Source organism: Bacillus sp. MMSF_3353 (assembly GCF_030733445.1).
GTDB lineage: Bacteria > Bacillota > Bacilli > Bacillales > Bacillaceae_G > Bacillus_A > Bacillus_A wiedmannii.
The window spans coordinates 101430-115166 of sequence record NZ_JASHJA010000006.1; the positions used below are offsets into that span (position 1 = coordinate 101430).

The 13737-nt window shown below is 36.5% G+C and carries 17 protein-coding genes; 16 read left to right on the forward strand and 1 reads right to left on the reverse strand.

Annotated elements, in window-relative coordinates; genetic code table 11:
• Positions 1-4 precede the first annotated feature (4 nt).
• The gene (locus tag RBB48_RS15950; protein ID WP_306007845.1) at positions 5-1054 is read left to right on the forward strand and encodes a type 2 isopentenyl-diphosphate Delta-isomerase; all 1050 of its coding nucleotides are present in this window, start codon (positions 5-7) and stop codon (positions 1052-1054) included.
• Between the two features lie 331 nt (positions 1055-1385).
• Here the strand turns inward: RBB48_RS15950 and RBB48_RS15955 are convergent, their stop codons facing one another.
• Complete coding sequence (locus tag RBB48_RS15955) at positions 1386-1520, reverse strand: YpzI family protein (RefSeq protein WP_000513900.1); 135 nt, start codon at positions 1518-1520, stop codon at positions 1386-1388.
• Between the two features lie 116 nt (positions 1521-1636).
• On the opposite strand from RBB48_RS15955, the gene RBB48_RS15960 reads away from it, so the two are divergent.
• From RBB48_RS15960 to ndk, 15 genes are all read left to right on the forward strand, one after another.
• Positions 1637-2248, forward strand: coding sequence for a YphA family membrane protein (locus RBB48_RS15960; protein ID WP_046955225.1), 612 nt, complete (start codon positions 1637-1639; stop codon positions 2246-2248).
• On the forward strand, positions 2241-3134 hold the full coding sequence (locus RBB48_RS15965) for a YIEGIA family protein (RefSeq protein ID WP_000141603.1): 894 nt from the start codon (positions 2241-2243) through the stop codon (positions 3132-3134). The genes RBB48_RS15960 and RBB48_RS15965 overlap by 8 nt, the downstream gene beginning before the upstream one ends.
• Positions 3131-3316 (forward strand): capping complex subunit for YIEGIA, encoded by a 186-nt coding sequence (locus RBB48_RS15970; RefSeq protein WP_000979052.1) that lies wholly within the window; start codon positions 3131-3133, stop codon positions 3314-3316. Before RBB48_RS15965 ends, RBB48_RS15970 begins: the two co-directional genes overlap by 4 nt.
• A 124-nt stretch (positions 3317-3440) precedes the next feature.
• The gene (gene der, locus RBB48_RS15975; RefSeq protein WP_001125888.1) at positions 3441-4751 is read left to right on the forward strand and encodes a ribosome biogenesis GTPase Der; all 1311 of its coding nucleotides are present in this window, start codon (positions 3441-3443) and stop codon (positions 4749-4751) included.
• Between the two features lie 18 nt (positions 4752-4769).
• Positions 4770-5792: an NAD(P)H-dependent glycerol-3-phosphate dehydrogenase gene (locus RBB48_RS15980; protein WP_088062692.1), complete on the forward strand. Its 1023-nt coding sequence runs from the start codon at positions 4770-4772 to the stop codon at positions 5790-5792.
• 115 nt (positions 5793-5907) lie between these two features.
• The gene (locus tag RBB48_RS15985) at positions 5908-6159 is read left to right on the forward strand and encodes a stage VI sporulation protein F (RefSeq protein ID WP_000369753.1); all 252 of its coding nucleotides are present in this window, start codon (positions 5908-5910) and stop codon (positions 6157-6159) included.
• 266 nt (positions 6160-6425) lie between these two features.
• A complete protein-coding gene (locus tag RBB48_RS15990; protein WP_001288995.1) occupies positions 6426-6629 on the forward strand; it encodes a DUF2768 domain-containing protein in 204 nt (67 codons plus the stop codon).
• A 64-nt stretch (positions 6630-6693) separates the two neighbouring features.
• Positions 6694-7407 (forward strand): hypothetical protein, encoded by a 714-nt coding sequence (locus RBB48_RS15995; RefSeq protein WP_306007846.1) that lies wholly within the window; start codon positions 6694-6696, stop codon positions 7405-7407.
• A 242-nt stretch (positions 7408-7649) separates the two neighbouring features.
• Positions 7650-9128, forward strand: coding sequence for a stage IV sporulation protein A (spoIVA, locus tag RBB48_RS16000; RefSeq protein WP_000416519.1), 1479 nt, complete (start codon positions 7650-7652; stop codon positions 9126-9128).
• A gap of 299 nt (positions 9129-9427) precedes the next feature.
• Complete coding sequence (locus tag RBB48_RS16005; protein WP_001043860.1) at positions 9428-9700, forward strand: HU family DNA-binding protein; 273 nt, start codon at positions 9428-9430, stop codon at positions 9698-9700.
• A gap of 120 nt (positions 9701-9820) precedes the next feature.
• Positions 9821-10390 (forward strand): GTP cyclohydrolase I FolE, encoded by a 570-nt coding sequence (folE, locus tag RBB48_RS16010; RefSeq protein WP_001151478.1) that lies wholly within the window; start codon positions 9821-9823, stop codon positions 10388-10390.
• Between the two features lie 212 nt (positions 10391-10602).
• On the forward strand, positions 10603-11352 hold the full coding sequence (locus RBB48_RS16015) for a heptaprenyl diphosphate synthase component 1 (RefSeq protein ID WP_141542766.1): 750 nt from the start codon (positions 10603-10605) through the stop codon (positions 11350-11352).
• A gap of 29 nt (positions 11353-11381) precedes the next feature.
• On the forward strand, positions 11382-12095 hold the full coding sequence (menG, locus tag RBB48_RS16020) for a 2-heptaprenyl-1,4-naphthoquinone methyltransferase (RefSeq protein ID WP_097889741.1): 714 nt from the start codon (positions 11382-11384) through the stop codon (positions 12093-12095).
• Positions 12096-12140: 45 nt separating this feature from the next.
• Complete coding sequence (gene hepT / locus RBB48_RS16025; RefSeq protein ID WP_000776075.1) at positions 12141-13103, forward strand: heptaprenyl diphosphate synthase component II; 963 nt, start codon at positions 12141-12143, stop codon at positions 13101-13103.
• A 124-nt stretch (positions 13104-13227) separates the two neighbouring features.
• Positions 13228-13674, forward strand: a complete 447-nt coding sequence (ndk, locus tag RBB48_RS16030) for a nucleoside-diphosphate kinase (RefSeq protein ID WP_000415885.1) — start codon at positions 13228-13230, stop codon at positions 13672-13674.
• Positions 13675-13737 lie beyond the last annotated feature (63 nt).

Sequence of the window (13737 nt, forward strand, 5' to 3'; positions counted from 1 at the left end):
ACAAGTGGTAAGGGCAAAACGTAAATTAGATCATATTGAATACGCTCTTTCTACTGGTCAGTCTCGTACGCATGGATTTCATGATATTGATTTTGTGCATCAAGGATTGCCAAATTCAAGTTATGACACAATAACATGTGAAACAAAAATCGGCGAACTTTCACTAAGTTCGCCGATTTTTATCAATGCGATGACTGGTGGTGGGGGAGAGAAAACGTTACATATTAATGAGCAATTAGCATATGTAGCGAAACATCATAATCTTGCTATGGCTGTAGGGTCGCAAATGGCGGCGTTAAAAGATGAAAGTGAGGCTGCTTCTTATACGATTATCAGAAAAGTAAATCCAAATGGTATTTTCTTTGCTAATTTAGGTAGTGAGGCAACTATCGAACAAGCAGAGCGTGCCGTTGATATGATTGAAGCGAATGCATTGCAAATTCATTTAAATGTCATACAAGAGTTAACGATGCCAGAAGGAGACCGTGACTTTACTGGTGTACTTCAGCGCATTGAGAAAATTGTATTAAATAGTAAAGTTCCTGTCATTGTGAAAGAAGTTGGATTTGGGATGAGTAAGGAAACAATACAACAGCTAGCGAGCATAGGTGTAACGGCAATTGATATTGGTGGACAAGGTGGTACAAATTTTGCTGCTGTTGAAAATGAAAGAAGACAGCGAATGCTTTCTTATTTTAATAACTGGGGCATACAAACAGCAACCTCGATTATTGAAGCAACCTCTACAAATAATAACCTCTCTTTTATTGCATCTGGGGGTATACAAACAGCGCTTGACGTAGCGAAAGCAATCGCATTAGGGGCGAATACAACTGCGTTTGCTGGATACTTTTTACGTATTTTAATGCAAGATGGTATCGAGAAGTTAGTGGATGAAATTGATCTTTTACATACAGATTTGAAATTTATTATGACAGCTCTTGGTGCAAAGACGATAGAAGAGTTACAGGCTGTACCTCTTGTTGTAAAGGGCGAAACGTATCATTGGTTAACGCAGCGTGGTATTGATACGAAGCATTATAGTAGAAGATAAAAAAATCAACCGTTTGGTTGATTTTTTTGTTTTTTGTTCGTTTTAGTAATATAAAGTGAGGAATGGAATTAATATTCTATCAAAATAAAATTATTCCTATATAAACACTATCTTGTGCAAGTTGCGACTGAAAAAGAGGCTGGAAAATGTAGATAGTTTGCTACTGAATTATTAGGGAGGGTTTAATTTCGTAAAGGAAAAATAGGTGGAGATAAAAATAAACCATAGAAAAATTCGGATGTTAAATATTATTTTGATATAAGTAAAAATCATTAAAATAATTATGTAAAAGACGGTTTCGTACAATATCGAAACCGTCTTTTTGTGTTCATTAGTGCTGATTTTGTTTTCGGGCTTGCTCTGGTGTATCCAGTCCAGTTGCACCCGGATATTGTAGTGATTGGTCACGATCAGATTCAACGCGTCGTGATTCTCTTAGTTTTCGTTCTTGACGATCTTTACCCATAATGAATAGCACCTCCTTATTAAAAGTGTTGCTGTTATATGAAAAAACTATGCGCGAAGAAAGTGGATTAACTTTCATAAAAAGTTCCCATAATGGAAAACATAGGAGGTGAAATGATGGAAGGGAGTACTTTTTATTTTTTAGCTTGGATAGGGTGGATTGTTGTAACTTTTTTTATGAAAAAGGACTCTATGCGGTGGAAGATAAGCGCTTGTATATTGATTTTTATTATTTGCTCTCCGTTACATGTAACGATTGCTTCATTCACGGTATCAGTAAATGCACTTTTGCTTTGTATTGTTGCTTTTATAGGAATCGCACTATATTCTATTTGGAAAAAATTATATAGCTTACTTTCGGCACTTATTATTGCAATGTTATATACAAGTTTTCATTTGTTAGAAGTATATGATCCGATTTGGATTGTGGTGGACAGGTTGTTTTTGGTAAGTGGTGCTCTTGTGTATGCATCGGTTTTATTGCATGAGGATCGCATATTACGATTATGTTCTCTTTATATAGGAATGTTACAAGGGGAATTGTTAGTGACACTTATTTTTCGAAAACTACATTTCCCTTATGATTACGGAAGTTTAGCGTTTTTTGATATCGTCGCCGTTGCTACATTTTTCATGGCAATTTTGTTTTGGATTGCAAAAGCATCAGTATACATGGAACAGTTCAAGAGGAAATCACGTAAAAGAAAGGCGAGGGTAATACATGACTGAATATACACCGGCCATTTTATGCGGAGTAATAGCGGGGACAGTAACGAGAGTGCTAATGCTCCGGACAGATACGCGTCAATATCCGACGAGGCTCCACGGGAAAATTATTCACGTTGCGATGGGGTTAATTGCAGCGGCTTTAGGAGCGATTGCAATTCCGTCAATTTTGAAAAAAGATTTTTCTGCTATTACATTTCTTACATTAGCAGCAACACAGTTTCGTGATGTGCGTAATATGGAAAGAAATACCCTTCAACAATTAGATGGATATGAGCTCGTACCGCGTGGAAATACATATATTGAAGGGATTGCATTAGTTTTTGAAAGTCGAAACTATTTGGCGATGTTAACGTCGTTTGCAACGACGTTTGCGTATATAGGATTCCATTCATGGATTGCTGGAGTAATTATGGCTATAATCGCATTTATTATCGCGAAAAAATTAATGTCTGGCAGAAGGTTACATGATCTTGTTGATATCGAGCATGTTCCACTTCGTTTTGAAGGAGCGGGGCTGTATATTGATAATATTTACATTATGAATATTGGATTACCAGCAAGGCAAGAGGAAATTATGAAATATGGAATGGGCTTTATTTTAAGGCCGAAAACAATTGATGCGATGGTGACAATCTCAAACTTAGGACAACGACAAGCTATTTTACATGATGTTTCTGTTGCTTTAGGGATTTATAGAGATTCTGGTACGCCAGCGCTAGTGCCGCTAGCAAAGCGTGATTTAGAAGATGGTAGGGTTGGGATTTTTGTCTTGCCACAAGATCAAGATGCAGAGAAAGCGATAGGTGTCATAGGGAATGTGCCGACGTTAGAAAGTGCTGTTCATATGTCATCGGAAGCCCCGAAAGGAAGGGGAGATAAAAGATGATGTTAGAAAGTGTAATTCTCGCGGTTATTACAACAACGCCGGAGAAATTTGCTGGTGGTGCCCCTTTGTTTACTTGTGAATCGACAGATGAGTTAGAATTTGTTGCAAATAATTTAGAGGCAATTTTAGATGGTATTGCGCATCGCTTACAAGAGAATGTATATATTATTGTGAAACATTAGTAACGTGTGGTATAATGTGAGGTGTTTTGATACGCTGAGAAATATTCTGGAATGCAAATCCCTTCTTGCACAAAGAAGGGTTTTTTACATAATAAACAGAAGCAAGTTGAAAGGATGAAAGTATATGCCGAAACCAGTAATAGCAATAGTAGGCCGCCCGAACGTAGGAAAATCTACTATTTTCAATAGAATTGTTGGAGAAAGAGTTTCAATCGTAGAAGATATACCAGGTATAACGCGAGACCGTATTTATAGTGCGGGAGAATGGTTAAATCACGAATTTAACATTATTGATACAGGTGGAATTGATATTGGAGACGAGCCGTTCTTGACACAAATTCGTCAACAAGCGGAAGTAGCGATTGATGAAGCAGATGTTATCATTTTTATGACGAATGGTCGCGATGGTGTAACTGCAGCAGATGAAGAAGTTGCTAAAATTTTATATCGTTCTAAAAAACCAATTGTACTTGCGGTAAATAAGGTTGATAATCCAGAAATGCGTAGTGATATTTATGATTTTTATGCATTAGGATTTGGCGAGCCATTCCCGATTTCAGGTACACACGGTTTAGGACTTGGTGATTTGTTAGATGAAGCTGCAAATCATTTTCCAAAGATTGAAGAAGAAGCGTATGATGATGAAACAATTCGTTTCTCTTTAATTGGACGTCCAAATGTAGGGAAATCATCACTTGTAAATGCACTTCTTGGTCAAGAACGTGTAATTGTAAGTAATATAGCGGGAACGACACGTGATGCTGTTGATACACCATATAGTAAAGATGGTCAAGATTATGTAATCATCGATACAGCTGGTATGCGTAAAAAAGGGAAAGTATACGAAAGCACAGAAAAGTATAGTGTACTTCGTGCACTTAGAGCGATTGAACGTTCTGACGTTGTTTTAGTCGTTTTAGACGGAGAAGAAGGAATTATTGAACAGGATAAAAAAATTGCTGGATATGCTCATGATTCAGGACGTGCTGTTATTATCGTCGTAAACAAATGGGATGCAGTGAAAAAAGATGAAAAAACAATGAAAGCATTTGAAGAAAACATCCGTGCTCATTTCCAATTTTTAGAGTACGCACCGATTGTATTCTTATCTGCGAAAACGAAAAAACGTACACAAACATTATTACCAGTTATTAATGAAGTAAATGAAAGCCATAGTATCCGTATTCAAACGAACGTATTAAATGATGTAATTATGGATGCGGTAGCGATGAATCCAACACCAACTCATAATGGTAGCCGTCTGAAAATCTTCTATGCGACACAGGTTGCGGTAAAACCACCAACATTTGTTATATTTGTAAACGATACAGAATTAATGCACTTTTCATATGAGCGCTTCTTAAAGAATCGTTTACGTGAAGCGTTCGGTTTTGTAGGAACGCCGATTCACATTATCGCTAGAGCAAGAGACTAATGGAGAGGATGTGATTTTATGACAAAAATCACAGTAGTTGGAGCAGGTAGCTGGGGAACAGCGTTAGCGATGGTATTAGCTGACAATGGACATGATGTACGTATTTGGGGAAATCGTTCTGAACTTATGGATGAGATTAATACAACACATGAGAATAGTCGATACCTTCCAGGAATTACATTGCCAAGCACAATCGCAGCCTACTCTTCTTTAGAAGAAGCATTAGTAGATGTAAATGTAGTACTTCTTGTAGTACCAACGAAAGCGTATAGAGAGGTATTACAAGATATGAAGAAATATGTAGCAGGTCCGACTACTTGGATTCATGCAAGTAAAGGGATTGAACCTGGTACATCAAAACGTATTTCGGAAGTGATTGAGGAAGAAATTCCAGAGGACTTGATTAAAGATGTTGTTGTACTATCTGGACCGAGTCATGCTGAAGAAGTTGGTTTACGTCAAGCGACAACTGTTACGTCTGCAGCAAAGCGTATGGAAGCGGCTGAGGAAGTACAAGATTTGTTTATGAATAGTTACTTCCGTGTATACACAAATCCAGATATCGTTGGAGTTGAGCTTGGTGGTGCGTTAAAAAATATTATCGCATTAGCTGCTGGGATAACTGATGGACTTGGATTAGGTGATAATGCGAAAGCGGCATTAATGACACGTGGTTTAACGGAGATTGCTCGTTTAGGAAGAAAAATGGGCGGAAATCCATTAACGTTTGCTGGTCTAACTGGTATGGGAGACTTAATTGTAACTTGTACAAGTGTTCATAGCCGAAATTGGCGCGCTGGAAATATGCTTGGAAAAGGACACTCTTTAGAAGAGGTGTTAGAAAGCATGGGTATGGTTGTAGAAGGTGTAAGAACAACGAAAGCTGCTCACGAATTAGCAGAGAAAATGGAAGTTGAAATGCCGATTACAGCTGCTTTATATGACGTGCTATTCAATGGGAATAATGTGAAAGATGCAGTAGGCTCATTAATGGGACGTGTTCGAAAACATGAAGTGGAAGCTATACCTGACTTACTTTAAAGAAAAGCGACAGAAGTACATTTGTACTTCTGTCGCTTTTTATTTTTATGGGTCTTTTCACCATTTTTTTAATTTTGCATAGGATGAAGAGTAACTTGAGGAGAGGGTGAAAAGAATGGATAATAACATTTTTAATAACATTGAAAAAGAAGCGAAAGTGAATAAAGAAGATATTTTTAAATTAGCATCATCTGTACAGAATGCGAATTTACGTGATGAGACTGTGCTTCGTCAATTGATTCATCAAGTGGCTCTTATGGCAGGACGTGAAGTGCCGAAAGAACAAGAGGATCAAATTGTAAAAGCGATTATTAACAATAATATGCCCGCTGATTTTGGTTCGTTAAGCAAAATGTTTAAAAAATAAGATATAAGAAACAAAGAGTTTGTAGATTGCATATGATAGCCATGAAAGTATGGGAATAGAGCTGTTTTGGGCATATTTGGTCAACCGAAGCGAGAGATACACTCGCTTCGGTTTTATTTTTATTTAGATTAGTGGAAGATGCGAAAAAACCTGTTGATTAAAGTTATATATTCTTAATTTGTAGTAAAATGTTCTTTTTGTATTTGTTTAAAGATTTTAATTTGTTAAAATAGTATAAAAATAGATTAATAAAAAGGGGTGTGTATATGTCAGAAGGGCTCATAAAAATGTGGTTTGCTTTAGGAGCAATTGGATTTATGTTTTTTGCAGTAAGTTTTATTTTACTAAGTAGATACAAAATAAAGAATAAATTTTTGAAAGGGATTACAGCGTTAGTAGCGTACACCCTTATGATTGTGTCAGGAATTGTTATTTTTCTTGTTGTATTTAGTGGACCTGTACAGCAGTAAAGGGAATGGTCTCGAAAATGCTACATACGGAGCAAGTTATATTAGTATGAAAAGGTGATTGCTAGTGAAAAAAGTCCATATTATTTTAATATTTTGTTGTATGAGCCTTTTAACAGGATGTCTGTATCCGAAAGAAAATATGAAACAAAATGCCGTTCCTTATGAAGATCAGATACAGGTTGTTCAAAAAGCTGTAGTGACATTTAAGGAGCAAAATGAGGGGATATTGCCAATTAAGACGCGGGATATGAGTACGCCTATTTATCAAAAGTATCCAATCGATTTTCAAAAGATTGCTCCGCGTTACATACAGGAAGCGCCAGGAAATGCGTATGAAAGCGGAGGAGTATACCAATACGTATTAATAGACGTTGAAACAAACCCGACAGTAAAGTTAATTGATGTTAGGATGGCTGAACAAATCCAGGAATTATCATTAAAGCTTAGGATGTATCGGGATGAACATCAATATCCGCCTTTTAAAAAGGTAATTTCAGATGGTGTATATGAATTAGATTTCAAAAAACTAGGATATAAAGATGTGCCGCAAGTGACAAGTCCGTATTCTGGTAAAGGGCTTCCTTTTGTAATCAATGAAAAGGGAGAAATTTATGTTGATTATCGAATCGACTTATATGAAGCGTTGAAAAAAAATGAAGGGCAATTTAAGGAAGGGGAAGATATTCGGAATATACTTTCGAAAGATTCTCCACTTGTACCTGCGTATTCTTTACCGTATACGGTAAAGAATGGAGAACCAATTTTTTTAAAATCATAAGTCATGAACCTTTCTTTTAGTGAATAAGTTCTAGAAGAAAGGTTTTTTATGTTACACAACTTGCGATGCAAACAAAAGGTATTTTTTAATAGTCATATGAAATTGGACAAAATTATATGATATATTGTCCGAACTTCTAGAATACCATTATATTATATCAGATATTATAGGCAACGTTAGAGAAGGTATTAGTTGACTATAAATGTGGAATTATTCCCAAAAATATTGAGGGAGGGAATCACTTGGAAAAGGTAGATATTTTTAAAGATATTGCGGAACGCACAGGCGGTGATATTTATTTTGGAGTTGTAGGAGCTGTTCGAACAGGGAAATCAACATTTATTAAAAAATTTATGGAACTTGTAGTTATTCCTAATATTGAGAATGAGTCTGACCGTCAAAGGGCGCAGGATGAACTGCCTCAAAGTGCTGCTGGTCGTACAATCATGACGACGGAACCGAAGTTTGTTCCAAACCAAGCGGTTTCTATCGAAGTAGATGAAGGTCTTGAAGTGAATATTCGATTGGTAGATTGCGTTGGATATACGGTTCCAGGAGCAAAAGGCTATGAAGATGAGAATGGCCCGCGCATGATTAATACTCCTTGGTATGAAGAACCTATTCCATTCCATGAAGCTGCAGAAATCGGAACACGTAAAGTAATTCAAGAACATTCCACAATTGGTGTTGTAATTACAACAGATGGAACGATTGGTGAAATTCCAAGAAGAGATTATATAGAGGCAGAAGAACGCGTAGTAAATGAGTTAAAAGAAGTCGGAAAACCTTTCATTATGATCATTAACACTGTACAGCCGTATCATCCAGATACAGAGCAATTGCGCCAAAGTTTATCTGAAGAATATGATATCCCAGTCATTGCGATGAGTGTAGAAAGTTTAAGGGAAACAGATGTGTACAATGTGCTTCGAGAGGCTTTATTTGAGTTCCCGGTTTTAGAAGTGAATGTTAACCTTCCGAGCTGGGTGATGGTGTTAAATGAAGGGCATTGGTTGCGCCAAAGTTATCAAGAAGCTGTTCAAGAGACTGTGAAGGATATAAAACGTCTTCGTGATGTGGACCGTGTCGTTTGGCAGTTTAGTCAGTATGAATTTATTGATCGAGCGAGCTTAGCTGGCATTGATATGGGGCAAGGTGTAGCAGAGATTGATTTATATGCACCAGATGAATTATATGATCAAATTTTAAAAGAAGTAGTAGGAGTAGAAATTCGAGGGAAAGATCATTTATTAAAGCTTATGCTCGATTTATCTCATGCGAAAATAGAATACGATCAAGTGGCGGATGCCCTGCGTATGGTAAAGCAAACAGGATATGGTGTAGCAGCGCCTGCGTTAGCTGACATGAGCTTAGATGAGCCAGAAATTATTCGTCACGGTTCAAGGTTTGGTGTGAAACTAAAAGCTGTAGCTCCGTCTATTCATATGATTAAAGTAGATGTGGAGTCAACGTTTGAGCCAATTATTGGTACTGAAAAGCAAAGTGAAGAATTAGTTCGTTATTTAATGCAGGATTTTGAAGATGACCCATTATCAATTTGGAATTCTGATATATTCGGACGTTCACTTAGCTCTATTGTTCGAGAAGGCATTCAAGCGAAACTATCTTTAATGCCAGAAAATGCAAGATATAAATTAAAAGAAACGCTAGAAAGAATTATTAATGAAGGATCTGGCGGATTAATTGCGATTATATTATAAGAAAAAATCCCTCTCATCGTAGAGGGATTTTTTTTGATTTTCGCGTATAGAATAGCAAAATAAACAGTCATTATCTAATATATTGTTGTAAATTGTCAAGTTTCATCAGATTTTCACATTTTAAGAGTAACAATTTCCTTAAAAATATTGAATTATAAAGGAGAATCGTATAATATAGGCGTTGATAATGATTTATCTACATCTTTGTAGTATAGAATTTGTAAAAATTGCCTACAAATGAAAGTAAGACTCATTTTATGATCATTATACAGTCTTATCTTTGGGAGGAGGTGAATGGCATGAACAAGACAGATTTAATCAATGCTGTTGCAGAAGCAAGTTCCCTTTCTAAAAAGGACGCAACAAAAGCAGTAGACGCTGTTTTTGATTCTATCTTAGAAGCTTTAAAACAAGGTGATAAAGTACAACTGATCGGATTCGGTAACTTCGAAGTTCGTGAGCGTGCGGCTCGTAAAGGTCGTAACCCACAAACAGGTGAGGAGATTGAAATCGCTGCAAGTAAAGTACCTGCATTCAAACCTGGTAAAGCGTTAAAAGATGCGGTTAAATAATCCTTACATATTAACAGGGAAGAAGAGTTTCCTTTTTGGGAACTCTTCTTTTTGCTTTTAAAAACATAAATATGCTAGAATGTGTTCGTATCACTTTTAGGTTTTCGGGAGGGCTAGCGGATGGCAAAAGTTAATTTAGAACAAATTGAACATGCAGTACGCCTTATTTTAGAGGCAATCGGAGATGACCCAAATCGTGAGGGAGTACTTGATACACCAAAGCGTGTGGCAAAAATGTACGCAGAAGTGTTCGCGGGTATGCATGAAGATCCGAAAGAACATTTGCATAAAGTGTTCGGAGAAGATCACGAGGAGCTTGTACTAGTAAAAGATATACCGTTTTATTCGATGTGTGAGCATCATTTAGTTCCATTCTATGGAGTTGCTCACGTTGCATATATTCCGCAAGGCGGAAAAGTGACAGGGTTAAGTAAATTAGCTCGAACTGTAGATACAATTGCACGTCGTCCACAACTGCAAGAACGTATTACATCAACAGTAGCGAACTCTATTATGGAAGTACTAGAACCGCATGGTGTAATGGTAGTAGTAGAAGCGGAACATATGTGCATGACGATGCGTGGTGTGAAAAAGCCGGGCGCGAAAACTGTAACAACAGCAGTACGTGGTGTGTTAGAAAATGATGCAGCGGCACGTAGTGAAATTTTATCTTTTATTAAAACAAAGTAAAGAAAAGTAGGAAACTGCTTTTCTTTTTTTTTTATGTAAATAAATGATATAGTTTTAGCAAGGCAGAGTGAGAATAGAAAGACTACTAAAAAGAATGGAAGATGTTATTTAGTTCGGTGGAAGTTTGGAAAGAGTAGCCAAGTTTTGGTTATAGAAAATAGAATGTATGTGTTATAATAAGTTTTATGAATTAGAAAACAAGGGTGATTTTTGTGTGTGACATCTACGGAGGGTATGCGGGTATAAGAGAGAAATTGATGGAGAAATTACGCCATCCTTATTTTATAAACTATATTGAAGAACCATTTATTGATGAAGAAAAAATAGCATTGTTGTATGGTGCTTTAAAAAGTGAAAATTTACATATAGAACAAATTGAGCATTATGTAGTAACGATTATGCTTGTGCAAATTGCACTTGATACACATGAAAGAGTATCAAATAAAGCAGGGGAAGAAGCAAATGAATCGCATAAACGTCGCCAGTTAACAGTGCTTGCTGGTGATTACTATAGTGGGTTATATTATTACTTACTGTCTATGAATTGTGATATTGTTTTAATTCGTGCGCTTGCTGAAGGAATTAAAGAAATTAATGAACACAAAATAATGTTATATCAAAAAGCGCATGAAACGATGGATGACATAATGGAAAGTGTAGTAACGATTGAGTCTGCACTCTTGCAAAAAACATGTGATCATTTTCATTTATCGCATTGGAAGCCGTTTATAACGTATGTACTAGGAAAAAACCGTCTTCAAAAAGAATATGAACTGCACGCTGATAAACAACATTCACCTGTTTTTCAAGCAGTTCAAGGGATTATGAAGGATAAAGCGGAGGTAGAAACAGTTATTCATGGATGGATGATGGAACTCAGAAAGAAAGAAAATCAATATTTGGAAAACCACACAGATATAAGCGAAATAAACTCTGTGTTAAGAGATAAATCGAAGACATAAGCAATTTTACATTGGAAGAAGGTACGAGCATGCAACAATCAAAAGAAGAAAGAGTACATGATGTATTTGAGAAAATCTCTGATAAATACGATGTGATGAATTCTGTCATTAGTTTTCAAAGACATAAAGCGTGGCGTAAAGAGACGATGCGCATTATGGATGTAAAACCAGGTAGCAAAGCTCTTGATGTATGCTGCGGGACAGCGGACTGGACAATTGCGCTAGCTGGAGCGGTAGGTGAACAGGGCGAGGTTGTTGGTTTAGACTTCAGTGAAAATATGTTATCTGTCGGTAAGCAAAAGGTAGAGGCGTTACAATTAAAACAAGTAGAACTTTTACACGGGAATGCAATGGAACTTCCATTTGAAGATAACACCTTTGATTATGTAACGATTGGATTTGGTTTACGTAACGTACCGGATTATATGCACGTATTAAAAGAAATGACGCGTGTAGTAAAACCAGGTGGAAAAGTGATTTGTTTAGAAACATCTCAACCAACAATGATTGGTTTTCGACAAGGGTATATTTTATACTTTAAATATATCATGCCGTTATTTGGAAAGTTATTTGCGAAAAGTTTTAAAGAATATTCATGGCTGCAAGAATCTGCTAGTACATTCCCAGGTATGAAAGAATTGGCTAATATGTTCGAAAAAGCTGGACTTGAACGTGTACAAGTGAAGCCGTTTACTTTTGGGGTAGCAGCGATGCACTTAGGTATGAAACCAGAATCAAAATAGAAAAAAGAAAAAAGAAAAAAGAAGTTTTAGGTTAAGGTGAACAATATGAAGTTACAACTTATGTACTCTTTTTTACGATCGGATATTAATGTGATAGAAAAAGAATTAAAAAAGACAGTTGCTTCTGAACAGCCATTGGTAGAAGAGGCGGCATTACAACTTATTGAAGCTGGTGGGAAGCGAATTCGTCCTGTATTTGTGTTGCTTGCGGGAAAATTTGGAGATTATAAGTTAGATGCAATTAAACATGTAGCTGTTGCGTTAGAACTTATTCATATGGCTTCTCTTGTTCACGATGATGTTATTGATGCTGCATTTTTACGACGTGGTAGTGCAACTGTGAATGCGAAATGGGGAGATCGTATTGCAATGTATACAGGGGACTATTTGTTCGCTAAGTCTCTTGAATGTATAACAAATATCGAAATTCCAGAGGCGCATCAGGCGCTATCGCATACCATTTTAGAAGTGTGTAAAGGTGAAATTGAACAAATTAAAGATAAGTACAATTATGACCAAAATTTACGAACGTATTTAAGAAGAATAAAGCGAAAAACAGCCTTATTAATTGCTGCGAGTTGTCAACTAGGAGCAATTGCTGCTGGCGCTAATCGTGATACGGTAAATCGACTATTTTGGTATGGGTATTTTGTAGGAATGTCGTATCAAATTATTGATGATATTTTAGACTTCGTTTCCACAGAAGAGAAGCTTGGAAAACCTGCTGGTGGTGATTTGTTACAAGGGAATATTACGCTTCCTGCCCTATACGCTATGGAAGATCCCGTGCTTCGTAAGAAAATCACATCTGTACATGAAAATACAACAGCGGACGAAATGAAAGGAATTATTGAGGCTGTAAAAAATAGTGACGCTATTGATCAAGCATTTGCGTTTAGTGAACGTTATTTACATAAAGCATTAGAAATCATAAAACCACTTCCGCGTGGACAAGCGAAGTATGCATTACAAAATGTAGCAAAGTATATTGGGAAACGAAAATTTTAGTGTTTTTTCTAAAAAATAAAATAATCTCTCTATTTCAAAACTATTGCGCAATTGTGATAAGGGTGTTAATATGTGTGTGGGGATATACAATTACATACATAATTCAGAAGTGGAGAGATTTTTTATGGAAAAAACATTTCTAATGGTAAAACCAGACGGTGTACAACGTGCCTTCATTGGGGAAATCGTAGCTCGTTTTGAGAAAAAAGGCTTTCAATTAGTTGGTGCAAAATTAATGCAAGTCACTCCGGAAATTGCTGGACAACACTATGCTGAGCACACAGAGAAACCTTTCTTTGGTGAATTAGTAGACTTTATTACATCTGGACCTGTATTCGCAATGGTATGGCAAGGTGAAGGCGTAGTAGATACAGCTCGTAACATGATGGGTAAAACAAGACCACATGAAGCAGCTCCTGGAACAATTCGTGGAGATTTCGGTGTAACTGTTGCGAAAAACATTATCCATGGTTCTGATTCGTTAGAAAGTGCAGAGCGCGAGATTGCTATTTTCTTTAAGGAAGAAGAATTAGTTGACTACTCAAAATTAATGAATGAATGGATTTACTAATTATTTTGAAATAATTTGTAAACGCTTTAATCACTGTGATAATAGTAGAAAGTGCAAGGAGAA

Coding starts and splice junctions, on each gene's coding strand:
- der (WP_001125888.1), top strand. CDS start 3,441: ATGCCGAAACCAGTAATAGCAATAGTAGGCCGCCCGAACGTAGGAAAA.
- menG (WP_097889741.1), top strand. CDS start 11,382: ATGCAACAATCAAAAGAAGAAAGAGTACATGATGTATTTGAGAAAATC.
- hepT (WP_000776075.1), top strand. CDS start 12,141: ATGAAGTTACAACTTATGTACTCTTTTTTACGATCGGATATTAATGTG.
- folE (WP_001151478.1), top strand. CDS start 9,821: ATGGCAAAAGTTAATTTAGAACAAATTGAACATGCAGTACGCCTTATT.
- RBB48_RS15970 (WP_000979052.1), top strand. CDS start 3,131: ATGATGTTAGAAAGTGTAATTCTCGCGGTTATTACAACAACGCCGGAG.
- ndk (WP_000415885.1), top strand. CDS start 13,228: ATGGAAAAAACATTTCTAATGGTAAAACCAGACGGTGTACAACGTGCC.
- RBB48_RS15955 (WP_000513900.1), bottom strand. CDS start 1,520: ATGGGTAAAGATCGTCAAGAACGAAAACTAAGAGAATCACGACGCGTT.
- RBB48_RS15990 (WP_001288995.1), top strand. CDS start 6,426: ATGTCAGAAGGGCTCATAAAAATGTGGTTTGCTTTAGGAGCAATTGGA.
- RBB48_RS15960 (WP_046955225.1), top strand. CDS start 1,637: ATGGAAGGGAGTACTTTTTATTTTTTAGCTTGGATAGGGTGGATTGTT.
- RBB48_RS16005 (WP_001043860.1), top strand. CDS start 9,428: ATGAACAAGACAGATTTAATCAATGCTGTTGCAGAAGCAAGTTCCCTT.
- RBB48_RS15980 (WP_088062692.1), top strand. CDS start 4,770: ATGACAAAAATCACAGTAGTTGGAGCAGGTAGCTGGGGAACAGCGTTA.
- RBB48_RS15985 (WP_000369753.1), top strand. CDS start 5,908: ATGGATAATAACATTTTTAATAACATTGAAAAAGAAGCGAAAGTGAAT.
- RBB48_RS15965 (WP_000141603.1), top strand. CDS start 2,241: ATGACTGAATATACACCGGCCATTTTATGCGGAGTAATAGCGGGGACA.